Genomic DNA, 23,283 nt, shown 5'->3' with positions numbered 1-23,283 from the left:
AGAGGGTTCAGCTTTTTTTTAGCCTAAATAAGAGGAAAGCATCCACACTTGTTTTTCGACTTCTTCTATAAGTCCGACAAACAAGTCTGCTGTCGCATTGTCTTGATTTTCTTCCGCAAGGCCGATGACGAATTTAGACTCGCTGCTGATTTGTTTATAGTCGTTCACCAAAGCTTGGACCATTTCTGAAGCTGACGTTTCGTTTCCGCCGTCTGTGATGGATGCTTGCTCAGTGTATTCTTTCAAAGTGGCAACAGGCTGTCCTCCGATAGCCAGCAGGCGCTCAGCAATCGTATCTACAGTTTCCGCCGCGTGGTCATACAGTTCTTCAAATTTTTCATGCAATGTAAAGAAGTGAGGCCCTTTTACATACCAATGAAAACGGTGCAGCTTGGAGTATAGAAGAAACCAGTTTGATAATTGGGTGTTCATTGAATTCTCAACTAATGTCAGGTTTGTTTTTGCGTTTTCGGTTTTCATAATATTACGTCCTCCTTGTGATCTGTTAATTTAATTATATCACATATTAATTAAAAATCAATACTAAATTATAATAATTATAATTTAGGTCGGGTGAATAGTTTTTTCTTCAAGATAGATTCCCAAGCGGACCAAGGAAAAAGTGCACGGAATAGCAGGGTGAGCTTGACGCCTTTTCCGATCGGATAACGCAATTTCTTTACGCGCTGTTTCATCGCTAATTGATAAATGAGGTCGGCAACCTCTTGGGGGTCTCCACTTTCAGCGGCATTTTTTTCAACATAAGAAAGGATCTTTTTATAGTATTGATGATAGGCTGAATCGTCAGCCGGCACAGTCATGTGATTCGATAAAGATGTTGTCCAGATCGATGTCTTGTATGAGCCTGGCTCGATCAGAGCGGTTTCAATGCCGAAAGGAAGCAGCTCCAAGCGCAGACTTTCAGAAAATCCTTCTAATGCATACTTGGAAGCGGCGTAAGGCGACAGTGCCGGAAATCCGGTCAAACCGCTGATACTGCTTACGTTTATAATCTTTGCCCCGCTATGCTTTCTTATGTAAGGCAGGACGGTTTTTGTGACATTGATCAATCCGAAAACATTCGTTTCAAATTGCTTTCTGAAATGCTCCATTGGGACATCCTCGATAAATCCCCCGTAAGCTGTACCCGCGTTATTAACGAGTACATCAATTGGGGCATACGCACTTATGGTTTTTCCAAACGCTTCGATCGAGTGTTCATCAGTGACATCGAGAGCGGTGATGTGAATGGAGTCAGCTACATGATGTTTTGCTGCTAAACCGCGCAGCTGTTCCGCTTTCTCGGGCTGCCTTGCTGTGGCAATGACGAAAAATGACTGAGCCAGTTTGACTGCCGCCAACAGACCAAAACCGCTTGACGCTCCTGTTACGATAGCTATTTTTTTATTCATTTTCCATATCCTCCTGTTTGGTGCTACAGCTATTGTACAATGATGCACAGAGAATGACGCCTATAAAAGAAATTTTTATACAATAATTCAGAATTGTTCTATAATAAAATCAAATGAGGAAAGGGGTTTTGAGTCATGGGATTGCAAGGGGTAGACAAAACATGGGATCTGGATTCGTTTTTTAAAGGCGGGAGCCAGTCAGAAGAATTCAAGAGATATATTGAAAAGCTGTCACAAAGCCTGCGTGCATTTCAAGACATGACGGATGCTTTTGAGCCGCCAGAAACGCCGGCTGATGCTGGAAGGCTGACCGCATTGCTCGATGCATTTGAACAAAATTCGGTCAAACTGCAGCAGGCTGGTGCTTTTGTCTCGTGTCTTCAGGCACAGAACATTAGCGATCAGAAGGCGAATGAGCATAAATCATGCATGCATCAGCTAGTCGCAGATTTTCAGTCCTCCCTTGTCACATTGGATCATAAACTTGTGGAGATTGATCAAGGCGTGTGGGAAGAATTGCTCAAAACAACCGGGCTGCGAGAGGTATCATACATATTAAATGAAAGAAGAGAACGGGTTGCCGAAAAGCTCAGCCCAGACAAAGAAAAACTGATTGGAAGCCTTGCGGTTGACGGTTATCATGCCTGGGATGATTTATATCATATCGTTGTCGGAAAAATGACCATTCCGTTTGAGGAAAAACAATTATCTGTCGGACAGGCGGAAAACATGATGTCACATCAGGACCGTACTGTCAGGAAAACCGTTTTTGAACGCATCAATCATGCATGGGAGCAGGAACAGGATATTTTCAGCAGCACGCTGAATCATTTGGCGGGATTTCGGCTGGAAACCTACAAAGCGCGGGGATGGCAGGATGTTCTGAAGGAGGCGCTGCAAATCAACCGGATGAAAAAAGAAACGCTGGATACGATGTGGCAGGTCATTATTGAAAATAAGCAGCCGTTCGTTCAGTTTCTCAACCGGAAAGCATCCATGCTTGGTCTCGAAAAGCTCAATTGGTACGACGTTGAGGCACCGATTGGGTCTGCCGGTAAGGAATACTCATACGATGAAGCCGCAAACTTAATCATCAGCCAATTTTCCACGTTTGGACGAAAGTTGTCCGCCTTTACAGAAAAGGCGTTCCGTGACCGCTGGATTGAAGCCGAGGACAGAAGCGGGAAAAGAGTCGGCGGCTTTTGCACAAGCTTTCCTGACAGCGGGGAATCCCGTATCTTCATGACGTTTTCCGGCAGTGCCTCGAACGTCTCAACGCTTGCCCATGAACTCGGGCATGCCTTTCATCAGGAAGCGATGCTCAATGTAAGGCCGTTAAATCGATCCTATGCTATGAATGTAGCGGAAACTGCGTCAACTTTTGCGGAAATGATTGTGGCAGACGCGACTGTCAATCAGGCGGAAACAAAGGAAGAAAAGCTTGTGCTTTTGGAGGATAAAGTGCAAAGAAGCGTTGCTTTTTTTATGAATATCCACGCGAGATTTTTATTTGAAACGAGGTTTTACGAAGAACGAAAACGGGGAATTGTGCCGGCGGACCGTTTAAATGAGCTGATGGAAGAGGCGCAAAAAGAAGCGTTCTGCGGCGCTTTAGACGAGTATCATCCGCTATTCTGGGCGTCAAAGCTCCACTTTCATATTACGAGAGTGCCGTTTTACAATTACCCTTATACGTTCGGCTATCTGTTTTCTCTCGGCATTTACGCTCTGGCGCTTGAAGAAAAAAACACGTTTGAAGAGAAATATATAGCGCTATTGCGTGATACGGCATCCATGACCGTAGAAGATTTAGCGATGAAGCATTTAGGCGCAGACATCACGAAGAGAGACTTTTGGGAAAATGCCATCAAGCTGGCCGTGCAGGACGCCGAAGCCTTTTTGCAAATGACTGAATCATAAAAGGAAAGCCGGGCGCTGAAGCCCGGCTTTTTCTGTTCTCTTCTCTGAATGAGGATTCCATTCCTTGGACATACCTAAAAGAAATGGAATTCTACAGGGGGGAACCATTATGCATTTGATCAGAGCGGCCGGGGCCGTTTGTCTCGCAGTTGTTCTGATTGCGGGCTGCCGTCTCAATGAAGAACAGCAGCTAGCAGAAGGAGAAAATACGGCAGTTACTCATATGAAATCCGTTCCTTACAGCCATTTCTCGCTTCGCGTCAGCTACGGTGACGGTGAGCATAACCGCTATGAAGGGATATACGCAAAAAACGGAACTCATGAAACGGCAGAAATACAAGATAAGCTCTCTGGCATCAATCAAGAGGGAGAAGAAGCGCTGGATGAGATGAAAATGATTCTAAGCGAGCTGTCCGTGACAGATCAAATGGCTGAGAAAGAAGTGATTCACAGTGTGCTGGCGGCTTTTAACCTTGACAGCCACTATGATCATTTCGACTTAAAAGTGAAGCTTAAGAACGGCACTGTCAGAGAAATTAAAAAATAATCATGTGCTGAAAAACCCATAACCGCCATTTTTGACCAGAAAACTAATTGAAAATGATTTTCAAAGTCACTGTTTTCTGCTACAATGATGGATATATGACCATATCAGAGACTGAATATTGTATCACTTGCATTGATGACAATTTACTTACATGCATGTCTATATAAAACGTGCAATACATAGTGCTGCTAAAAAGCCAGCAAAAAGGAGCGGTTATGGGTATGAGTGCAATTTCTACAGAAACGCTGAGCTTAGGGTACGGGGATGCCGTTATTATTGATGAACTGAATTTAACGATTCCAAAAGGTGAAATTACTGTATTTATCGGTAGCAATGGCTGCGGAAAATCGACACTTTTACGTTCGTTGGCGCGGCTGATGAAGCCGAGAGGCGGTTCTGTGCTATTGGAAGGAAGAGCGATCGCCAAGCTTCCGACAAAGGAAGTCGCAAAGGAGCTTGCCATCTTGCCGCAGGGGCCTTCTGCTCCGGAGGGACTGACGGTGCATCAGCTTGTAAAGCAGGGAAGGTATCCTTATCAAAACTGGCTGAAACAGTGGTCAAAAGAGGATGAGGCAGCTGTAGAGAGAGCGCTAAAAGCCACAAAGCTGGAGGATATGGCTGACCGCGCCGTCGATTCCTTATCAGGCGGGCAGCGCCAGCGGGCTTGGATAGCGATGACACTTGCCCAGGAAACGGATATTATCCTTCTGGATGAACCGACAACGTATTTGGATATGACGCATCAAATTGAAATTCTTGATTTGCTGTTTGAGCTGAATGAGAAGGAACAGCGGACGATCGTCATGGTGCTCCATGATCTGAATTTAGCGTGCCGCTACGCACATCACCTTGTGGCTATTAAAGATAAACAGATTTACGCTGAAGGCCGTCCAGAAGAGGTCATTACTTGTGATCTGGTGCAAAATGTGTTTTCTATGAACTGTCAGGTCACACAGGACCCGCTGTTCGGAACGCCTCTTTGCATTCCTCATGGCCGGGGCAGATGCATTGTCCGGGAAGCGGCTTTCACATCACATGGATAAATAACACGGCTAAAGGAGCTTTCATCAATGAGAAAGCTCCTTGCTGTTTTCTCGAAAGGAAGATGTATGAATGGAACAAAAACTGCAAGAACAGCTGGATGGATTGCTTGAAAAATATACCGAGCTTCTCCTTGGGGAGTCAAATCGTGAATTAAAAGAAGAAGTGAAGCAGTGGATTGTGTACACGCATATCGCCAAAAGCATGCCTCCGCTCGCCAAGCATTGGAATACGACATATCCTGACGCAAAGCAGGGCATTAAAGACATCATACAGCATATCAAACAGTTAAATGAAGAGCACCGAAACAAAGAATAGGCTAAAAAAGCAGTCTGCCGCTTATAAACGGCAGACTGCTTTTTGTTATGTTGCGGTTTCATTTGGTGCGAAGGAAGCCATAAAGGTGCGCAGCGCGCTGCTGATAAACGAATCCTTACGGAGAATAAACTCCGTTTTCATCTGTCTGAGAGGTTCAGGGAGCGTGTACAATCGGATCGAACCTTCAGACTCGTGTTTTTGTACAACAGTCCGCGGGAGCAAGGAGATGCCAAGGCCCGCTGTCACCCCGCCAATAATCGCTTCAAGTGTGCCGAACTCCATAATAACCGGCTGTGTGACGCCGGCAGAGTGCAGCCATTTTTCAAGGGTATCTCGGTACGAACAGCCTGTGCTGTAAACGAGAATCGGCTTTGTGATCGCTTCTTCTGCACAGGACACAGATGCAGCGGACACGACTACGGGCTCCTCCTCAAATGCGGGAAAGGACTGGAGCTCAGGATGATTGCATTCACAGCCGATAAACGCGCCATCGAGTTCATACCGAAGAACTTTATCAATTAAAAATTGTGTATGCCCTGTTATTAAAGACAGCTGTACGTTTGGATACTCTTCATAATACGAAGCAAGCAGTTTGGGAAGCCTGACTGCGGCGGCTGTCTGAGTGGAACCGATCATCAGCTGTCCGCTCGGCTCATTTGAGGAAGAGAGCGCTTTGGACGCCTCATCCAGCAGCCCGATAATTTTATTCGTATAATCCAACAGAAGCTTTCCGCTGGAAGAGAGAGTCATGCCTCGGTTATGGCGCAAAAAAAGGGTGGTGCCGAGCTCAGCTTCCAATTGCTGAATTCTGGCCGTCACATTTGATTGCACGTAGCCAAGCTGCAGTGCGGCTTTCGTAATTGAGCCTTCACGGGCTACCATTTGAAACACACGTAGATCTCCGCTTTCCATGTTGAATCCCCCGCTCTTTTGCTATCAATCTAAATGATAGCAAGTATCTTTAACAATCATTATACGGAACACCAAACCTGCATTACAATAGGATCAGCAGTTTAGATTTCAAAATATATACAAACAACAAGGAGTGGCGGCAATGGATCTTAAGAACAAAATAGCTCTCGTCACTGGGGGCGGCACGGGAATAGGAAGAGCAGCATGCATTGAATTAGCGAAACGGGGAGCGATTGTTGCGGTGAATTATTCACGCTCGCGTGCTGAGGCTGAGGAAACAGCAGACATCATCAAAAGAGAGGGCGGGCAGGCCGTTGCTATCCAAGCCGATGTGTCCCAAAACAGTGACGTGCAGGACATGGTTCAATCAATAGGAAAGCAATACGGCACGATTGACGTTTTAATCAACAATGCTAGCATTACACAGCATATTCCAATGGATGATCTTGATGCCGCGACAGAGGACGTATGGGACAAGTTATATGCGGTCAATGTCAAAGGAATGTTTTTTTGCGCGAGAGCAGCGGCTCCTTTCATGAAAAAAAGCAAGGCTGGGGCAATCGTTAATATTGGCAGTATCGCTGGGGCAACCGGGGCGGGCTCTTCTATGCCATACGCTGTGTCAAAAGCAGCGGTGCACGGCCTGACAAAATCATTGGCACACGCTTTGGCGCCAGAAATCAGAGTGTGCGGTGTCGCACCCGGAGCTGTTGCGACAAGATGGTGGGCAGGGCGTGAAGAAAAAATGAAAAACATGAGCGGTACTTTGCTGTTACAGCGAATTGCTGAAGCGGGTGATGTGGCACAGCTGATTTGTTCCGTGCTTGAACAGGAATCCCTGACAGGACAAATCATCACGATTGACAGCGGCCAGACGATGTAAAGAAAGGAGCGGCTTGAGAGATGCCATTTGTACAGATTCATTTACGAGCGGGGAGAAGCAAAGAATGGCTTCAAACACTAAGCAGAGCCATTCACCAGTCTATGATCGAGGAAATCAATGTGCCGGCTGATGATTACTTTCAAGTGATCCGGCAATACCAAAAAAGCGAATTTTTTTATGATCCGTGTTATTTACAAGTAGAGCGCACAGATGAACTGATTTATATCCATTTTACATTGAAAGATTCAAGAACAACAGAGCAGAAGAAATCGTTTTACCATTCAGTGGCAAGCCGGATTCATTCGGAGCTCGGTGTAAGAAAAGAAGATGTGTTTATCATACTGGCTGGAAATCAGGATGAAGATTGGTCCTTTGGGGATGGAAGGGCTCAGATGATCGAATAAAAAAGCCCCGCGGTTATGTCCGCGGGTTGCTCTATTAATGAGAAGGGGATTCAACGGCTTGAGCCGCTTTTTCCTTTTGTTCATCCGTGTTCTTATTCGAAAGCTTAATAGGTCTTAAGAATAAGGTAAATACAGCTCCGACTGCGATAAAGATGAGGCCTGCATAAAAAACACTGTGGAGTGAATCCATTAATGATGTTTTTAAAATCGGCACGACATGGGATGAGAAAGCCGCAGGAATTTGTTTGATTGCGTCCGGGCTGAACAGTGATTGCAGCAGCCCTTGCGGATTTGTGTCAATCATGCCCTTTAATTGAGAAGCAAAGGCGTTTGCCTGTGCCGGAAGCGAGTCTAAATATGGAACCAGTTTATCAGTCAGCAAGCTTCCGGATCGGGCGTTCATTATAGCGCCCAGCATGGTAATACCGAATGTGCCCCCGATAGAACGGAAGAATTGGCTGGAAGAGGTGACGACCCCAAGCTCCTCTTTCGAAAAGCTTTCCTGTAAAGCCAGCGTCAGAATCGGCATAACAAGCCCCATTCCAAGACCAATAATGGCCATATAGGATGTTGCGATAAGTTTGCTCGTATCTAGGTCCAATGTGGTTAACAGAAGGAATCCGCCAGCCATAATCAGCATGCCTGTTATGATTTGCGGTTTAATACCTATTTTGTAAACAAGCTGGCCGCCGATAATGCTTGTGATAATCATTGAGATCATCATTGGTGTCATAATCGTCCCTGATTCAGACGCGCTTACACCGACAATTCCCTGCATAAAGAAAGGAACAAACGTAATTGCGCCAAACATTCCGATACTCATAAAAAAGCCGATCAGGTTCAAAAACGTAAATGTTCTATTTTTAAATAGATACATAGGAAGGATCGGTTCTTTCGCTTTCGACTCAACAATAATAAAACTCACAATACCGATCAATGCGAGAGCGAACAAGCCGAGAATCTGCCATGAGCCCCATGCGTAATCTTTTCCGCCGAAGCTTAGGGCAAGAAGAAGGCTGACAACCCCGACAATCATTGTGAAAATCCCGGCGATATCAAAGTTGATCGGACCAGTCTGCTTACGGCCCTGCAATCCTCTGGCGATAAAAATAACGGCGATAATCCCAACAGGAAGGTTAATATAGAAAACCCATTTCCAGTTTAATGAATCAACGATCCAGCCGCCGATTTGCGGACCGATAACAGAAGCAAGTCCGTAAATGGCACCAAAGACCCCTTGGAATTTGGCACGCTGTTTTCCTGTAAATAAGTCACCAATGACAATCATGGCCATTGGCATCATAATACCTCCGCCAATTCCCTGCAAACCGCGGAAAATAATTAATTCTGTCATATTGTTGGCCATTCCGCACAGAGCTGAAGCAGCCATAAAAATAAGCAAACCTGATACATAGACGATCCGGCGCCCCAATAAGTCGGCTAATTTACCGGCGATCGGCACGACCGTTGTTGATGTTAACAAATACGCTGTAGTCAGCCAGGTCATCATGCTTAGACCGCCAAGATCTCCGACGATTTTCGGCATGGCAGTTCCGACAATGGTGCCGTCAAGGGCTGAGAAAAACATGGCAATGATTAAGCCGGTTATTAATAAAGTCCGTTTTGATTGTTTTCCTTCATTACTCATTTCATCCATTTCCTCTTTTCCTAATTTACTTTTCATTGGTTTCGGCAGCAGCTTGTGCCAGCTTTTTCGTAATATGTGCTGCCTGCATCATTTCTTCATCTGTCAGGTAGGAAAGGTATCGTGCCATTATGGCTTTTCTGCCCGCCAAAACGTCCTCGAACTTTCTGTCTCCTTCATCGGTAAGGCTGATATTAATGACTCGCCTGTCTTGTGTATTGTGTTTTCTGACGATCAGATTTTTTTGTTCAAGGCGGTCTGCCATTAACGTAACCGCGCTTGGCTTGACCTCCATCCGTTCGGCAATTTCAGAAATTTTAAGGCTGCCATTCTTTTTTAAGCTCGCGAGCACAAACAGCTGCGCGGGGGTAACCCCCTGTTTCTCCATGCTATCCAGCATTTCAGGCTGTATCTTTTGAAAGAGCGTCTGAAGCGATAATTGAATATCAGACATTAACTGATCCGCACTCTTCATCTTCATTTCTCCTCTTTAATATAACTATTGTTTATATTTAATGCATTAAAATAGTTAATGCTTATTAAATATAAATAAGTGTTAATAAAAAGTCAACTGATTTTACACACAAAAAAAGGATAGATGCCAGTAAAGCACATCGTACCCTTTTGCTGATCTGATTGATAAACTTTATTGCTGATAAGGAGACTGCTGCTGAATGGTCTGCTGGAACTTTTGATAGGATTGCTGCAGCTTTTGGGCGTCCTCTGCTTCAACAGCATACCACCCATATTGGAACATGAGATCATACAGTTTTCTTTGCGCTTTTTGTGACTCATCAAAAATGGTTTGAATATCCTGATAGAGAGATTCATGGCTGAACTCGTGCAGAGCAGTGCAATACGCAGTGGTCATGTATTTTTCTGTTGTCAAAAGCTCATTGACGAAATCTCTGTCATTCATTTCTGAGGTAGTCGGCACAGGTGTTTGCGGGTTGCTGATTTTCTGATTTTGCTGATTCATTTTGGCGCCTCCTTATTGGATGTAGCCGGACTGCTGCTGGCCTGGCTGCAGGTGCTTTAAAATTCTTTGATAGTGATCGTGATGCATATGTCCGACGCGGTCTAGTTCTTGTTTTAATGTTTGATCCTGGCACTGCTGCGCCATAAAATGCGCTTTTTTCATCGCGAGCAGATTCCAGTTCAGCATGTCATTCAGATACAAATGATCCTTTGTTGAAATGACAGAGGGCGGCATTTGAGATTGCTGCTGATTGTTCATTGTAATCCTCCTTTGCGTTCTATTCATTTTATGTTTCCTTCAGTATGGGAGTTATATACAGGTGTTTTGAAGAAGGCTGTATCGTCAGGAGGAATTGGATGTTGAGACATATGTTTTTATTCTTATCTCAAAATAAAACGCTCACCAAACTTGCCAAAGCATACGGATCACGGCTGGGGGCGCGGAGATTTGTCGCGGGGGACACGATTGAATCGGCAGTTCGGACCATTAAAAAGCTGAATCGATCCGGTTTGTGCACAACCATTGATTATTTAGGCGAGTATGCGGCTACACAAAAAGAAGCAAGTCGAGTCGCGGCAGAATGCAAGAAGGCCATTCAAGCGATTGCCGAACATCGGTTAGATTCCGAGCTTTCCCTTAAGCTGACGTCATTGGGGCTCGATATTTCAGAAGAGCTGGCGGTTTCACATTTGCGTGACATTTTATCTGCTGCGAAGGAAAATGGCGTGGCTGTGACGATCGATATGGAGGACTACTCACATTATGAACAGACACTTGCCATCTACAGGCAGTGCAAGCAGGAATTTGACATGCTGGGTACGGTGATACAGGCGTATCTTTACCGGGCGGCAGAAGATATCCGTAAGCTGCACGATCTGAAGCCGAATCTCAGACTCGTCAAAGGCGCTTACAAGGAATCTGCGGCTGTTGCGTTCCCTGATAAAAAAGGAACAGACCTTCACTTCCAGAGCTTGATTAAACTGCAGCTGCTGAGCGGGAACTATACTGCCGTCGCTACACACGATGATGACATCATTGCGTTTACGAAGAAACTCGTTGCCGAGCATCATATCCCGTTGTCCCAATTTGAGTTTCAAATGCTTTATGGCATCAGGCCGGAGCGGCAGAAGGAACTCGTGAAGGAAGGGTACAAGATGCGTGTATATGTCCCGTATGGAACCGATTGGTTTAGTTACTTTATGAGAAGAATCGCCGAAAGACCCGCTAATGCGGCTTTTGTGTTAAAAGGGATTTTCAAAAAGTGAAAGCAGCCGCGGGACGCGGGCTGCATTGTTATTGTTCCATGTTATGTTTCTTATACTGCTGATTTTGGCTTGTCCGTTTTCCGCCGCCGTAATGCTGTGTCGGACCGGCATCTCCTTTTACGCTCGCCGCGCTTACTGCTGCTGAAGACGGGTTCTTTTTCTCTCTCACCATTCCCTTCACCTCCGGGTTTAAGTTTCCCGTCTTCTATCTGCTTCATACAAAAAAATAACAAATTAGCTATTGAAGTCGAAACAAAAATCTTTTATGATGAAAGAAGAAACGGGTTTCCATTTTTTTTGACCAAAAAATGAATGATTATTCATTCAACGCTCAAGGGGGATGTCTCATGCACAAACACATTCAAAAAGCAGCCGTTTTAGGATCGGGGGTTATGGGTTCCGGTATTGCTGCGCATTTGGCTAACATCGGAATTCCGGTCCTGCTGCTTGATATTGTGCCGAACGATTTAACGAAGGAAGAGGAGAAAAAGGGGCTGACCAAGGAAAGTCCAGAGGTGCGCAGCAGGCTGAGCAGATCTGCGGTGAAAAAGCTGCTGAAACAAAAACCCGCCCCTCTTACGTCAGCACAAAACACCGCTTATATTACTCCCGGCAATCTAGAAGATGATGTCGAGAAGCTGAAGGAAGCTGATTGGATTATTGAGGTCGTTGTCGAAAATCTTGAGGTCAAAAAGAAGATTTTCTCTCTCGTGGATGAGCATCGGAAACCGGGCAGCATCGTCTCGAGCAACACGTCCGGCATCTCAGTGCAGGCGATGGCTGAAGGCAGGTCTGATGATTTTAAAGCTCATTTTCTCGGAACGCATTTTTTTAACCCGGCGCGATATTTAAAGCTGCTGGAGATCATTCCGATTAAGGAAACTGATCCTGACATCCTGGCGTTTATGACATCCTTCGGTGAAAATGTCCTCGGCAAAGGTGTGGTCACAGCAAAGGACACACCAAATTTTATCGCAAACCGAATCGGGACGTACGGACTTCTCATTACAGTTCAAGAAATGCTGAAAGGAGGCTATCAGGTCGGAGAAGTCGATTCCATCACAGGCCCGCTGATCGGAAGACCGAAAAGCGCAACCTTCAGAACGCTGGATGTTGTCGGCCTCGATACTTTTGCCCACGTCGCCCGTAACGTGTATGACAAAGCAGAGGGAGACGAAAAAGAAGCATTTCGCCTGCCTGACTTCATGAATGACATGCTGCAAAACGGCTGGATCGGAAGCAAATCCGGTCAAGGCTTTTATAAAAAAGAAGGAAAAACGATTTATGAGCTTGACCCGATGACGCTTACTTACGGAGAACGGACAAAGATGAAAACGCCGGCTCTTGAAGCGGCAAAACAGGCTAAAGGGACAAAAGCCAAAATGAAAGCGCTTATTTATTCGGAAGATAGGGCTGGCCGGCTGCTGTGGAATATTACGTCGCAAACGCTGCTTTACTCAGCCCAGCTGCTCGGAGAAATCGCAGACGATATTCATGCAATTGACCAAGCTATGAAATGGGGATTCGGCTGGGAACTGGGGCCATTCGAAATCTGGGACGCAATCGGTCTCAGACAGTCGGCGGAAAAGCTTGAACAGCTTGGAGCGGAGATTCCTGGCTGGATAAAAGATATGCTGGACAAAGGGAATGAAACCTTTTACATCAGAGAAAACGGAACAGTGCTTTATTACGAAAGCGGCGAATACAGAGCCGTAAAAGAAAACAAGAAACGCATCCATTTACAGTCAGTTAAAGAAACAAACGGCGTCATTGCGAAAAACAGCGGAGCGAGCTTGATCGATCTTGGTGACGATGTAGCGCTTCTGGAATTTCACTCGAAAAGCAATGCCATCGGGCTCGACATCATTCAAATGATCAACAAAGCATTGGAAGAAACAGAGCGGAATTACAAAGGGCTTGTCATCGGCAATCAAGGAAAAAATTTCTGCGTAGGCGCCAATCTTGCCATGGTCTTAATGGAAGTGCAGGATGACAACTTTATGGAAGTTGATTTGGTGATACGGCGTTTTCAAGAGACAATGATGAACATCAAATACAGCACGAAACCTGTTGTTGCCGCTCCATTCGGCATGACGCTCGGCGGAGGGACGGAAGTGTGTCTCCCTGCTGCACGGATACAAGCGGCAAGCGAAGCCTATATGGGACTTGTAGAATCAGGAGTCGGCCTTATCCCTGGCGGAGGGGGCAATAAAGAACTGTACATCAATCATCTTCGCCGCGGTCTTGATCCGATGAATGCGGCCATAAAAACTTTTGAAACGATTGCAATGGCTAAGGTGTCAACTTCCGCCCAAGAGGCACGGGAACTGAATATTTTAAAAGAGGCTGACCGTATCAGCACTAACCAGGATCACCTCCTGTACGATGCAAAGCAGCTAGCCGCCTCTTTATACGATACCGGCTGGCGGCCGCCTGTAAAAGAAAAGGTCAAGGTGGCGGGGGAAACAGGCTATGCCGCGCTTCTGCTCGGTGCAGAGCAAATGAGGCTGTCCGGCTACCTATCTGAGCATGATATGAAAATTGCAAAAAAACTCGCTTTTGTGATTGCCGGCGGAAAAGTGCCGTTCGGTACAGAGGTGGATGAAGAGTATTTATTAGAAATTGAGAGAGAAGCGTTTTTAAGTCTGGCAGGCGAGGCGAAATCTCAGGCGAGAATGCAGCATATGCTGGTGAAAGGCAAACCTTTACGGAACTAGGAGGGAGTTTATGAAAGAGGCAGTCATTGTGGCAGGAGCAAGAACACCGGTTGGGAAAGCGAAAAAAGGATCATTGGCCACCGTTCGCCCGGATGATTTGGGAGCCATTTGCGTGAAAGAAACGCTGAAACGAGCAGGCGGTTACGAGGGCAATATTGACGATTTAATTATAGGCTGTGCGACACCTGAAGCGGAACAGGGGCTCAATATGGCCAGAAATATCGGCGCGCTTGCGGGTCTGCCATATACGGTGCCGGCGATTACAGTCAACCGCTACTGTTCCTCAGGTCTTCAGTCCATCGCATATGCGGCAGAAAAAATAATGCTTGGCGCTTATGATACAGCCATTGCAGGCGGAGCAGAATCCATGTCACAGGTTCCGATGATGGGGCATGTGACCCGTCCGAACCTCACATTGGCCGAAAAAGCGCCGGAGTATTACATGAGCATGGGACACACAGCAGAACAGGTTGCGAAAAAATACGGCGTTTCCCGTGAAGATCAGGATGCTTTTGCAGTGCGCAGTCACCAGAAAGCTGCCAAAGCTCTTGCAGAGGGGAAATTTAAAGATGAAATTGTCCCAGTCGAAGTCAGAGTGACAGAAATCGGCGAAAACCATAAGCCTCAGGAAAAACATACTGTTTTTTCTCAGGATGAAGGTGTACGCCCGCAAACGACAGCAGATATTTTAGCCACATTGCGCCCGGCCTTTTCCGTTGACGGAACAGTCACTGCCGGAAATTCCTCGCAAACTAGTGACGGGGCGGCGGCTGTCATGCTGATGGATCGCGAAAAAGCGGATGCGCTTGGTTTTGCGCCGCTTGTCAAATTCCGTTCCTTTGCCGTTGGCGGGGTGCCGCCGGAAGTCATGGGCATCGGACCCGTCGAAGCCATTCCGCGTGCACTGAAGCTTGCCGGGCTTCAACTGCAGGACATTGGGCTGTTCGAATTGAACGAAGCGTTTGCATCACAAGCCATCCAAGTCATCAGGGAGCTGGGGATTGATGAGGAGAAAGTGAATGTCAATGGAGGCGCTATCGCACTCGGGCACCCGCTTGGATGTACGGGCACAAAGCTTACACTCTCACTGATTCACGAAATGAAACGGAGAAACGAGCAATTTGGAGTCGTCACAATGTGTATCGGCGGCGGGATGGGAGCAGCCGGCGTATTTGAACTATGCTAAAGGGGGAAAAACAAATGACGAGAAAAACGGCTGAAGTACAAAAAGGCGGCGGCTTCTTAATAGAGGAAGTCACATATGATCAGATGTATACACCGGAGGATTTCACCGACGAGCATAAAATGATTGCGAAAACAACGGAGGATTACATTGAACAAGACGTTCTGCCGCATATAGATGAAATTGAGAACCATCAATTTGAACATTCCGTCCGGCTTTTAAAGAAAGCGGGAGAACTCGGCCTTCTAGGTGCCGATGTTCCCGAGGAATACGGCGGGCTGGGCCTTGATAAAATCAGCTCGGCGCTGATCACTGAAAAATTTTCGCGGGCGGGAAGCTTTTCACTTTCTTACGGTGCGCATGTCGGTATCGGTTCCTTGCCGATCGTCTTCTTTGGAACGGAAGAACAAAAGAAAAAATATCTCCCTGATTTGGCTTCAGGGGAAAAAATCGCTGCGTACGCACTGACTGAGCCAGGTTCCGGATCTGATGCGTTAGGCGCAAAAACGACCGCGGTGCTGAATGAAGCAGGAACACATTACGTATTAACCGGGGAAAAACAGTGGATTACCAACTCAGCCTTTGCCGATGTCTTTGTGGTTTACGCAAAAGTGGATGGCGAAAAGTTCTCTGCTTTTATTGTAGAAAAAGATTTTCCTGGCGTATCAACCGGACCTGAAGAAAAGAAAATGGGAATTAAAGGTTCATCGACGAGAACTCTCATTTTAGATCAGGCTGAGGTGCCGAAGGAAAACCTTCTTGGAGAAATCGGCAAAGGGCATGTTATCGCCTTTAATATTTTAAATATCGGCCGCTACAAGCTGGCAGTAGGAACGATCGGCGCGTCAAAACGGGTGATCGAGCTGTCCGCCGCTTACGCAAACCAGCGCCGCCAATTTAAAACGCCGATCGCAGGCTTTTCGCTGACACAGGAAAAAATTGCGACGATGGCATCAAGGCTGTACGCAATGGAAAGCTCCGTGTACAGAACCGTCGGGCTGTTTGAAGACAATATGAGCCAGTTCACAGCTGAAGACCAAAAGGATGGAAGGCAAATAGCAAAGTCCATTGCCGAATACGCCATAGAATGCTCTCTCAACAAAGTGTTTGGCTCTGAAACGCTTGATTATATTGTTGATGAAGGTGTGCAAATTCACGGCGGCTACGGATTTATGCAGGAGTATGAAGTGGAAAGAGCCTATCGGGATTCCAGGATCAACCGGATTTTCGAAGGAACCAATGAAATTAACCGGTTAATCGTGCCAAGCACCTTCCTGAAGAAAGCAATGAAAGGCGAGCTGCCTCTTTTTGAAAAAGCACAGGCGCTTCAAGAAGAACTCATGATGCTCATGCCTGAGGAGCCCGGCACCGGCGTATTAGAGCAAGAGAAATATATCGTCAAGCAAGCCAAAAAAATCGCCCTGTTCGCCGCGGGTCTAGCTGCGCAAAAATACGGAAAAGCGATCGATCGCGAACAAGAAATCCTTGTAAACGTTGCTGATATTGTCAGCAATGTATATGCAATGGAATCAGCGGTGCTCAGAACGGAAAAGGCGATTGCCGCGCAAGGAAGCGATAAAGCAGCGCAAAAGCTGCTGTACACAGAAATTTTCGTTCAAGAAGCCTTCAATGAAATTGAAGCCCATGCGAAAGAATCTTTACTTGCAATGGAAGAAGGAGATTCTCTCCGTATGATGCTCTCGGCCCTCCGCAAGCTGACACGCGTGACGCCTAAAAATGTCATTCGGAAAAAACGTGAAGCGGCAGCGGGTGTGTTCGAGGCTGAAAAATATATTGTCTGAGTCCCAAGGAGCTCCGCACATCCGGAGCTCTTTTTTTATGAAGCACTGTTTTAGGTTTTTAAAACAAACTGTGTTAAAATAACCTCGATTATTTTATTGAGGGGGAAGAAGATGTCGTTAACTTTTTACTGGTACCCTAAATGCGGAACGTGCCGCAAAGCGAAAAAATGGCTTGAAGAGCATGGAAAAGAAATCAACGAAATACATATTGCAGAGCAGCCTCCAAGCAAAGAGGAGCTAAAATCGCTTTATGAAAAAAGCGGGCTGGATGTAAAGAAATTCTTCAACACAAGCGGCATGAAATACCGTGAACTGAATCTGAAAGAAAAGCTGTATCACATGTCAGAGGACGAACAGCTTGAACTGCTGGCTTCAGACGGAATGCTGATTAAGCGCCCACTCACAACAGACGGCGAAAAAGTGACAGTCGGCTTTAAAGAAGATCAATTTGAAGAAAACTGGTCATAATGTAAATTTTTTTTGAAAAGTGTGGTATCTTCTTATTATAGTGCTGTAAAAAATGGAGGGATTCAATTGAGCATACCTAAAGATTTGCGTTACTCAGAAGAACACGAGTGGGTAAAAGTTGAAGGAGAAAAAGCCAAAATCGGCATTACCCATTTTGCCCAGTCCGAGCTCGGTGACATCGTGTTTGTTGAGCTTCCTGAAGTCGGCGCTGAAATCAAAGCGGACGAGCCTTTCGGAAGTGTAGAATCCGTAAAAACGGTATCTGAGCTTTACGCACCGATTAACGGAACTGTAGTGGAAGTAAACGAGGATCTTGATGACAGCCCGGAATTCGTCAACGAATCTCCGTATGAAAAAGCATGGATGATCGTCGTTGAACCGTCTGACGCGTCTGAAATTGAAAAACTAATGACAGCAGAGCAATACGAAGAGATGACACAACAAGACTAAAACTGGATAGCTGAGCAGGCAATTGGATACGCTAACGCTATGGGAGGTGTCCAATATGGCTTTCAGCAAACAAAAGCTCGATGTCACCAATGATGTGACAGGCCGCTTTCAAAATGGCCGGCTCTCGTTATATCATGAAGATGAGATGATCGGCCAAATGACAGGCATGAATGAATATGAGCTAAAGTCCGGCTTTACCTATGAAAATGAAAAATTTTATAAAACAGCCGACGTGGTTTCAGGAGACGATCAGAAATATGTTGATTGTGACTACGAAAGCGGCTGGTGTTGATGTTGGCGGTGAATTTCACTGCCTTCTTTTACAATCTGAACGTTTCAAATTTGACGCGGCAGGTGAAGCATATGAACATGGACGAACTGGAAAAAGTCATGATTGTTGAAGGGAAATCAGATAAAGAAAAGATCGAAAGCGTCCTGAATGAGCCAGTGCGCATTATCTGTACAAACGGAACAATCAGCCAGCTGAAGCTGGAAGAATTGGCAGACGAGCTTTACGAGAAGGACGTCTATATTTTGGTTGATGCCGATGAATCAGGCGAGAAATTGAGAAAACAGCTGAAAAGGGAATTTAATGAAGCCTACCATTTATATATCGACAGAGCCTATAAGGAAGTGGAGGCGGCGCCCAGACACCATATAGCATCTGTATTACTGAGCGCGAATCTGAATGTCCATACGAATTTTCTTGAAAGAAAGACCTGAGGTGTTATAGCGTGAAAGAACTCCAAGAACAAGAGCTTGAACACATTACTGATGATGTGTATCTCCTATATTTATATACTCCGTTTTGCGGTACCTGCCAGCTGGCAAGCAAAATGCTGACGGTCGTCGAAGACATGCTCCCGTCTGTCGCCTTCTATAAAAATAATCTCAATTATTCTCCGGTGTTTGCTAAAGCATATCAAATTGAAAGCGTCCCTTGTTTTCTGCTGTTTAAGGACGGAAAAGTAATTGAAAGAGGGTATGCGTTTCATTCCGTTTCTTATTTATATGAGCTGATCAAACAAAAATCATCTTCTGCATCTCATTTATGACATTTTTCTCGGCGCATTCCAATGAATTTGTCGTTCGTTTTATAAAGGGGTTCTTGCGCTGAAGAGAGAAATGTGTATGTATGACCAACAAACTAGGAGGTTGTACAAATGGAGAAAGCGGAAGTTTTAGAAGATGATTTACAGCATTTGTTTTTAAAACCCCTTTTGAACGCTTCGACATTGCTCATTACCTTCCAAGGAGAAACAGAAGCCTTAACCGTCTCAATAAACGAACAGGGAGAAATGACAAAAATTTCTCCGCCCCAAACGTCCAACCTGACCTTTTATGGAAACCAAACAGAAATCATTCATCTTTTGCATGGAGACATTTCCCTTCAGCACCTGATCCAGAGCGGAAGCCTAAAGGTAAAGGGTTCATTCAGAGCGCTGTTAAAGCTGGAAGCCATTCTTTGGCTGACAAACGGTTTTTTTCAGAGGATTCTAAAGAATTAAAAAATAGCAAATTATTATAATAGTAAAAGTTTACATCATTTATTTTATTGACATTTTATGATTCGCCATGCTATTCTACATTAAGAATTTCCGGACGAAAAAGACTATATATTTCTCTTATCAAGAGAGGTGGAGGGAAGTGCCCTATGAAGCCCGGCAACCATCAACATTGTTGAAATGGTGCCAATTCACACGAAGCGTTAAGCTTTGAAAGATGAGAGAAAGGCGTTTTATATAAGCCTTTCTGCTCAAGTGTGCAGAAAGGCTTTTCTTTTGCAGAAAAAACCGGAAGATTTCTTAGAATAGTGTTAAGGCAGGTGATCGCTTTGATCAATCTTCAGGATGTTTCAAAAGTGTATAAGTCGAAACATGGAGATGTCAATGCTGTCCAAAATGTCTCGCTTTCCATTAAAAAAGGTGAGATTTTTGGAATTATAGGATATAGCGGAGCTGGTAAAAGTTCCTTAATCCGTCTGCTGAACGGACTTGAGAAACCAAGCTCAGGAATCGTGGAAGTGGCGGGAACGAAGATTAATGAAGTAAACGGACGCAATTTAAGAAAAGCGCGCCATGACATCAGTATGATTTTCCAGCACTTCAATTTGCTCTGGTCGCGAACTGTCAGAGATAACATCATGTTTCCTTTAGAAATTGCCGGGGTGAAAAAAAGCGAGCGGATCAAGCGTGCCAATGAACTGATTAAACTGGTAGGTTTAGAAGGAAAAGAGAAATCTTACCCGTCTCAGCTGAGCGGCGGACAAAAGCAGAGGGTCGGAATCGCCAGAGCGCTCGCAAACAATCCGAAGGTTCTCCTTTGTGATGAAGCGACATCAGCTTTAGATCCGCAAACAACCGATTCAATCTTGGATCTTTTGTCCGATATTAATGAAAGACTCGGTTTGACGATTGTGCTGATCACACACGAAATGCACGTCATCCGCAAAATCTGCAACAGAGTCGCTGTTATGGAAAACGGAAAGGTTGTTGAAGAAGGAGAAGTTCTCGATGTCTTCAAGAATCCAAAGGAAGACATGACAAAACGGTTTGTTCAGCAGGTGACTGAGCCTGAAGAAACAAAAGAAACACTTCAGCATCTTCTTGACGAAAAAGCGTCAGGAACAACGGTTCAGCTCACATTTGTCGGTGATTCAGCTGAACAGCCTCTGATTACAGAGATGATCAGAAACTTCAATGTCAGCGTCAATATTCTGCAGGGGAAAATCTCGCAGACGAAGGACGGGGCATACGGTTCATTGTTTATCCATATTGACGGTGACGAGGAAGAAGTGCAAAACGTGATCCGGTTTATTAATGACAAACAGGTGAAAGCAGAGGTGATCACGAATGTTTGAAAAATACTTCCCGAACGTTGATGTAACTGAATTATGGAACGCGACATACGAAACGCTTTATATGACGCTGATCTCCTTGGTTTTTGCCTTTGTCATCGGGGTGATCCTCGGCCTGCTGCTCTTTCTCACAAGCAAAGGGAGCCTCTGGCAGAACAAAGCAGTCAACACTGTAATTGCGGCTATTGTCAATGTATTTAGGTCTATTCCGTTCCTCATTTTAATTATTTTATTACTAGGTTTTACGAAGTTTTTAGTCGGCACCATCTTAGGGCCGAACGCGGCACTGCCGGCGTTAGTCATCGGCTCAGCCCCGTTTTACGCGCGGCTCGCTGAAATTGCGCTGCGTGAGGTAGATAAGGGTGTCATCGAAGCTGCGAAATCAATGGGAGCCAAGACATCAACTATTATTTTCAAAGTGCTGCTCCCGGAATCCATGCCGGCCCTTATTTCTGGGATCACGGTTACGGCCATTGCTTTGATCGGCTCAACAGCCATTGCGGGCGCCATCGGTTCAGGAGGACTTGGAAACCTTGCATATGTAGAAGGATATCAGTCTAATAATACTGATGTTACCTTCGTTGCTACTGTATTTATTTTAATTATCGTTTTCATTATTCAAATGATCGGTGATGTCATAACAAATATAATAGATAAACGATAAGGGAGGATTTACTTTGAAAAAGCTATTTTTGGGTGCATTACTACTTGTATTTGCAGGAGTTATGGCTGCCTGCGGTTCTAATAACGCTGAATCCGGCAAGAAAGAAATTGTTGTTGCAGCTACAAAAACACCGCATGCAGAAATTTTAAAAGAAGCTGAACCATTGTTAAAAGAAAAAGGCTACACACTGAAAGTGAAAGTGCTTAGTGATTACAAAATGTACAACAAAGCCTTAGCTGATAAAGAAGTGGATGCAAACTTCTTCCAGCACATTCCTTACCTTGAGCAAGAAATGAAAGAAAACAAAGATTATAAACTTGTGAATGCCGGTGCGATTCACTTAGAGCCATTCGGTATTTATTCTAAAAAATATAAATCATTAAAAGAGCTTCCCGACAGTGCGACAATTATCCTGACAAATAACGTTGCTGAACAAGGCCGTATGCTTGCAATGCTTGAGAATGCAGGATTAATTACACTTGACTCCAAAGTGGAGACAGTCGATGCAACACTGAAAGACATTAAGAAAAACCCGAAACACCTTCAGTTCAAAAAAGTAGCGCCTGAATTAACGGCAAAAGCATATGAAAACAAAGAAGGAGACGCGGCCTTCATCAATGTGAACTACGCGATCCAAAATAAATTAAATCCTAAAAAAGACGCGATTGAAGTGGAATCAACAAAAGATAACCCTTACGCCAATATCATTGCAGTAAGAGATGGCGAAGAGGATTCTGCAAAAATCAAAGCGCTGATGGAAGTTCTTCACTCTAAAAAGATTAAAGACTTCATCGAGAAGAAATATGATGGAGCTGTTCTCCCAGTCTCTGAATAAGAATGAAACCCCGGATGAGAAATCCGGGGTTTTTTTCGGGTATTTTCCTAAAAGCTGTTCATAATAAAAAGGAATGTTAAACAGATGGAGGGATTTTCTTTGAATCAAGACAGAGGAAGCATGCAGGACGCGCTAAAACAGTATAAATTAGGTTTAGGCACATTTGAACAAAAGATGCCGCTAATGGGAAGAAAGTTTAACGAGTTTACTGAACAATGCTTTGCCGGCAATTCTCTGACTGAAAGAGAAAAACAGCTGATCGCCCTCGGAATCGCCATCAATGCTCAGGATGAATATTGCATGATCTATCACACAAAAGGCTGTCTTGATGAGGGAGCGACAGAAGAAAACATTCTCGAAGCAGTCAGTGTGGCAGCGGCATTCGGAGGCGGAGCTGCTCTAAGCCAAGGTGTGACAGTTGTCCAGCAGTGCATAGAGGAATTTGGAAACACTACGCATTAGAAGAAGGAATATTCCGAAAAACGATTCTCATTTTAACTCAAAGGGTCCTTTCGTCTCATCCGATGTTATATCAAGCCATATCCATTTTGCAGCATCGGTCTTGGAGCTGATACAATAGCAGTAAATAAATGAAGGGATTGATTCATTATTTGCAGCAGCCAGGACAGACTGGACCTCGATTATACGTCAGAAATGGAAAAAGCGATGCAGCTGTCTCATGGAATCGGATACGAGGAATACGGACGCCGGCTGGATACAAGAATGGAAGTTGAGCGGCAGAGAGAGCTTGAATATAAAAAATGCAAGCGGTATTCTGCTGAGCTTAATGAGAAAATCGGTCTTTAAAAAAAGGGTGGGAATCCACTCTTTTTCTTTTTCAATTGCTTTAATAAAGTGCTGAACTTTGTTAAACTTGAGAAATGTGCAAGGCACGATAAAAAGTTGTATTTACTTTTCATTTGTTATAAAATTAGAATGAGAATAAAATGAGAATAATGATTATATATTTTTGGAGGTATA

At 44.9% G+C, this 23,283-nt stretch carries 28 protein-coding genes, 1 pseudogene and 1 riboswitch; of the genes and pseudogenes, 21 read left to right on the top strand and 8 right to left on the bottom strand.

Going from position 1 to position 23,283, the window contains the following annotated elements:
* Positions 1–18: 18 nt before the first annotated feature.
* Together mrgA and NSU16_RS16220 are read right to left on the bottom strand one after the other, a co-directional pair.
* Positions 19–480 carry a metalloregulation DNA-binding stress protein MgrA gene (gene mrgA / locus NSU16_RS16225; RefSeq protein WP_268447220.1) on the bottom strand — a complete coding sequence of 154 codons (462 nt, stop codon included), beginning with the start codon at positions 478–480 and terminating at the stop codon, positions 19–21.
* A 77-nt stretch (positions 481–557) separates the two neighbouring features.
* Entirely contained in the window at positions 558–1,412 is an 855-nt protein-coding gene (locus tag NSU16_RS16220) for an oxidoreductase (RefSeq protein WP_326196757.1), read from the bottom strand.
* 135 nt (positions 1,413–1,547) lie between these two features.
* Between NSU16_RS16220 and NSU16_RS16215 the strand changes: the two genes are divergently transcribed.
* The 4 genes and pseudogenes from NSU16_RS16215 (at position 1,548) to NSU16_RS16200 (ending at position 5,238) form a co-directional block, all read left to right on the top strand.
* Positions 1,548–3,332, top strand: coding sequence for a M3 family oligoendopeptidase (locus tag NSU16_RS16215; protein WP_339191500.1), 1,785 nt, complete (start codon positions 1,548–1,550; stop codon positions 3,330–3,332).
* A gap of 109 nt (positions 3,333–3,441) precedes the next feature.
* The gene (locus NSU16_RS16210; protein WP_268471555.1) at positions 3,442–3,879 is read left to right on the top strand and encodes a YusW family protein; all 438 of its coding nucleotides are present in this window, start codon (positions 3,442–3,444) and stop codon (positions 3,877–3,879) included.
* 215 nt (positions 3,880–4,094) lie between these two features.
* Complete coding sequence (locus NSU16_RS16205) at positions 4,095–4,922, top strand: ABC transporter ATP-binding protein (RefSeq protein WP_081638363.1); 828 nt, start codon at positions 4,095–4,097, stop codon at positions 4,920–4,922.
* Between the two features lie 27 nt (positions 4,923–4,949).
* Positions 4,950–5,238 (top strand): annotated as a pseudogene (locus tag NSU16_RS16200) (YusU family protein).
* Between the two features lie 45 nt (positions 5,239–5,283).
* Here NSU16_RS16200 and NSU16_RS16195 read toward each other — a convergent pair.
* A complete protein-coding gene (locus NSU16_RS16195; RefSeq protein ID WP_268504672.1) occupies positions 5,284–6,150 on the bottom strand; it encodes a LysR family transcriptional regulator in 867 nt (288 codons plus the stop codon).
* Positions 6,151–6,292: 142 nt separating this feature from the next.
* Between NSU16_RS16195 and NSU16_RS16190 the strand changes: the two genes are divergently transcribed.
* Positions 6,293–7,033 (top strand): SDR family NAD(P)-dependent oxidoreductase, encoded by a 741-nt coding sequence (locus NSU16_RS16190; protein ID WP_339191497.1) that lies wholly within the window; start codon positions 6,293–6,295, stop codon positions 7,031–7,033.
* 20 nt (positions 7,034–7,053) lie between these two features.
* Positions 7,054–7,437: a tautomerase family protein gene (locus tag NSU16_RS16185; protein WP_268448361.1), complete on the top strand. Its 384-nt coding sequence runs from the start codon at positions 7,054–7,056 to the stop codon at positions 7,435–7,437.
* 34 nt (positions 7,438–7,471) lie between these two features.
* Here NSU16_RS16185 and mdtP read toward each other — a convergent pair whose 3' ends face one another.
* The 4 genes from mdtP to NSU16_RS16165 form a co-directional block, all read right to left on the bottom strand.
* Positions 7,472–9,094, bottom strand: coding sequence for a multidrug efflux MFS transporter MdtP (gene mdtP, locus NSU16_RS16180; RefSeq protein ID WP_173400509.1), 1,623 nt, complete (start codon positions 9,092–9,094; stop codon positions 7,472–7,474).
* Between the two features lie 16 nt (positions 9,095–9,110).
* Positions 9,111–9,557, bottom strand: coding sequence for a MarR family transcriptional regulator (locus NSU16_RS16175; protein WP_010331810.1), 447 nt, complete (start codon positions 9,555–9,557; stop codon positions 9,111–9,113).
* 171 nt (positions 9,558–9,728) lie between these two features.
* Positions 9,729–10,061, bottom strand: a complete 333-nt coding sequence (locus NSU16_RS16170) for a spore coat protein (RefSeq protein ID WP_010331809.1) — start codon at positions 10,059–10,061, stop codon at positions 9,729–9,731.
* A gap of 12 nt (positions 10,062–10,073) precedes the next feature.
* Positions 10,074–10,319 carry a hypothetical protein gene (locus tag NSU16_RS16165; protein WP_010331808.1) on the bottom strand — a complete coding sequence of 82 codons (246 nt, stop codon included), beginning with the start codon at positions 10,317–10,319 and terminating at the stop codon, positions 10,074–10,076.
* Positions 10,320–10,417: 98 nt separating this feature from the next.
* Here NSU16_RS16165 and NSU16_RS16160 point away from each other — a divergent pair, with 98 nt between their 5' ends.
* Positions 10,418–11,326, top strand: coding sequence for a proline dehydrogenase (locus NSU16_RS16160; RefSeq protein WP_339191495.1), 909 nt, complete (start codon positions 10,418–10,420; stop codon positions 11,324–11,326).
* A 28-nt stretch (positions 11,327–11,354) separates the two neighbouring features.
* Here NSU16_RS16160 and NSU16_RS16155 read toward each other — a convergent pair whose 3' ends face one another.
* A complete protein-coding gene (locus NSU16_RS16155) occupies positions 11,355–11,498 on the bottom strand; it encodes a YuzL family protein (protein ID WP_010331806.1) in 144 nt (47 codons plus the stop codon).
* Between the two features lie 175 nt (positions 11,499–11,673).
* Between NSU16_RS16155 and NSU16_RS16150 the strand changes: the two genes are divergently transcribed.
* From NSU16_RS16150 to NSU16_RS16085, 14 genes are all read left to right on the top strand, one after another.
* On the top strand, positions 11,674–14,043 hold the full coding sequence (locus NSU16_RS16150; protein WP_339191493.1) for a 3-hydroxyacyl-CoA dehydrogenase NAD-binding domain-containing protein: 2,370 nt from the start codon (positions 11,674–11,676) through the stop codon (positions 14,041–14,043).
* Between the two features lie 10 nt (positions 14,044–14,053).
* A complete protein-coding gene (locus NSU16_RS16145) occupies positions 14,054–15,229 on the top strand; it encodes an acetyl-CoA C-acetyltransferase (protein ID WP_339191492.1) in 1,176 nt (391 codons plus the stop codon).
* Positions 15,230–15,243: 14 nt separating this feature from the next.
* Positions 15,244–17,028 carry an acyl-CoA dehydrogenase FadE gene (fadE, locus tag NSU16_RS16140; RefSeq protein ID WP_010331802.1) on the top strand — a complete coding sequence of 595 codons (1,785 nt, stop codon included), beginning with the start codon at positions 15,244–15,246 and terminating at the stop codon, positions 17,026–17,028.
* 111 nt (positions 17,029–17,139) lie between these two features.
* The gene (locus NSU16_RS16135) at positions 17,140–17,496 is read left to right on the top strand and encodes an arsenate reductase family protein (protein ID WP_101864083.1); all 357 of its coding nucleotides are present in this window, start codon (positions 17,140–17,142) and stop codon (positions 17,494–17,496) included.
* 66 nt (positions 17,497–17,562) lie between these two features.
* A complete protein-coding gene (gene gcvH, locus NSU16_RS16130) occupies positions 17,563–17,946 on the top strand; it encodes a glycine cleavage system protein GcvH (protein ID WP_010331800.1) in 384 nt (127 codons plus the stop codon).
* Positions 17,947–18,001: 55 nt separating this feature from the next.
* Positions 18,002–18,238 (top strand): YusG family protein, encoded by a 237-nt coding sequence (locus NSU16_RS16125; RefSeq protein ID WP_010331799.1) that lies wholly within the window; start codon positions 18,002–18,004, stop codon positions 18,236–18,238.
* A 77-nt stretch (positions 18,239–18,315) separates the two neighbouring features.
* Positions 18,316–18,669, top strand: coding sequence for a toprim domain-containing protein (locus NSU16_RS16120; RefSeq protein WP_010331797.1), 354 nt, complete (start codon positions 18,316–18,318; stop codon positions 18,667–18,669).
* Between the two features lie 11 nt (positions 18,670–18,680).
* Positions 18,681–19,001, top strand: coding sequence for a thioredoxin family protein (locus tag NSU16_RS16115; RefSeq protein WP_326332072.1), 321 nt, complete (start codon positions 18,681–18,683; stop codon positions 18,999–19,001).
* Between the two features lie 108 nt (positions 19,002–19,109).
* Entirely contained in the window at positions 19,110–19,454 is a 345-nt protein-coding gene (locus tag NSU16_RS16110) for an SCP2 sterol-binding domain-containing protein (RefSeq protein ID WP_010331795.1), read from the top strand.
* Positions 19,455–19,568: 114 nt separating this feature from the next.
* A riboswitch (SAM riboswitch) is annotated at positions 19,569–19,675 on the top strand.
* A gap of 105 nt (positions 19,676–19,780) precedes the next feature.
* Positions 19,781–20,806: a methionine ABC transporter ATP-binding protein MetN gene (metN, locus tag NSU16_RS16105; protein WP_168748695.1), complete on the top strand. Its 1,026-nt coding sequence runs from the start codon at positions 19,781–19,783 to the stop codon at positions 20,804–20,806.
* Positions 20,799–21,467 carry a methionine ABC transporter permease MetP gene (metP, locus tag NSU16_RS16100; RefSeq protein ID WP_010331792.1) on the top strand — a complete coding sequence of 223 codons (669 nt, stop codon included), beginning with the start codon at positions 20,799–20,801 and terminating at the stop codon, positions 21,465–21,467. Before metN ends, metP begins: the two co-directional genes overlap by 8 nt.
* Before the next feature lie 13 nt (positions 21,468–21,480).
* Positions 21,481–22,302 carry a methionine ABC transporter substrate-binding lipoprotein MetQ gene (gene metQ / locus NSU16_RS16095; RefSeq protein WP_268471547.1) on the top strand — a complete coding sequence of 274 codons (822 nt, stop codon included), beginning with the start codon at positions 21,481–21,483 and terminating at the stop codon, positions 22,300–22,302.
* Between the two features lie 84 nt (positions 22,303–22,386).
* Entirely contained in the window at positions 22,387–22,764 is a 378-nt protein-coding gene (locus NSU16_RS16090; protein ID WP_003222796.1) for a carboxymuconolactone decarboxylase family protein, read from the top strand.
* 192 nt (positions 22,765–22,956) lie between these two features.
* On the top strand, positions 22,957–23,109 hold the full coding sequence (locus NSU16_RS16085; protein ID WP_010331789.1) for a hypothetical protein: 153 nt from the start codon (positions 22,957–22,959) through the stop codon (positions 23,107–23,109).
* The last annotated feature ends 174 nt before the right edge of the window (positions 23,110–23,283 follow it).

The sequence above is a fragment of the Bacillus sp. FSL K6-1003 genome (assembly GCF_037964945.1).
In the GTDB taxonomy this organism is placed as follows: domain Bacteria; phylum Bacillota; class Bacilli; order Bacillales; family Bacillaceae; genus Bacillus; species Bacillus mojavensis.
Note: the sequence above shows the minus strand (reverse complement) of the source record. Positions and strands in the feature narration are given on the sequence as shown.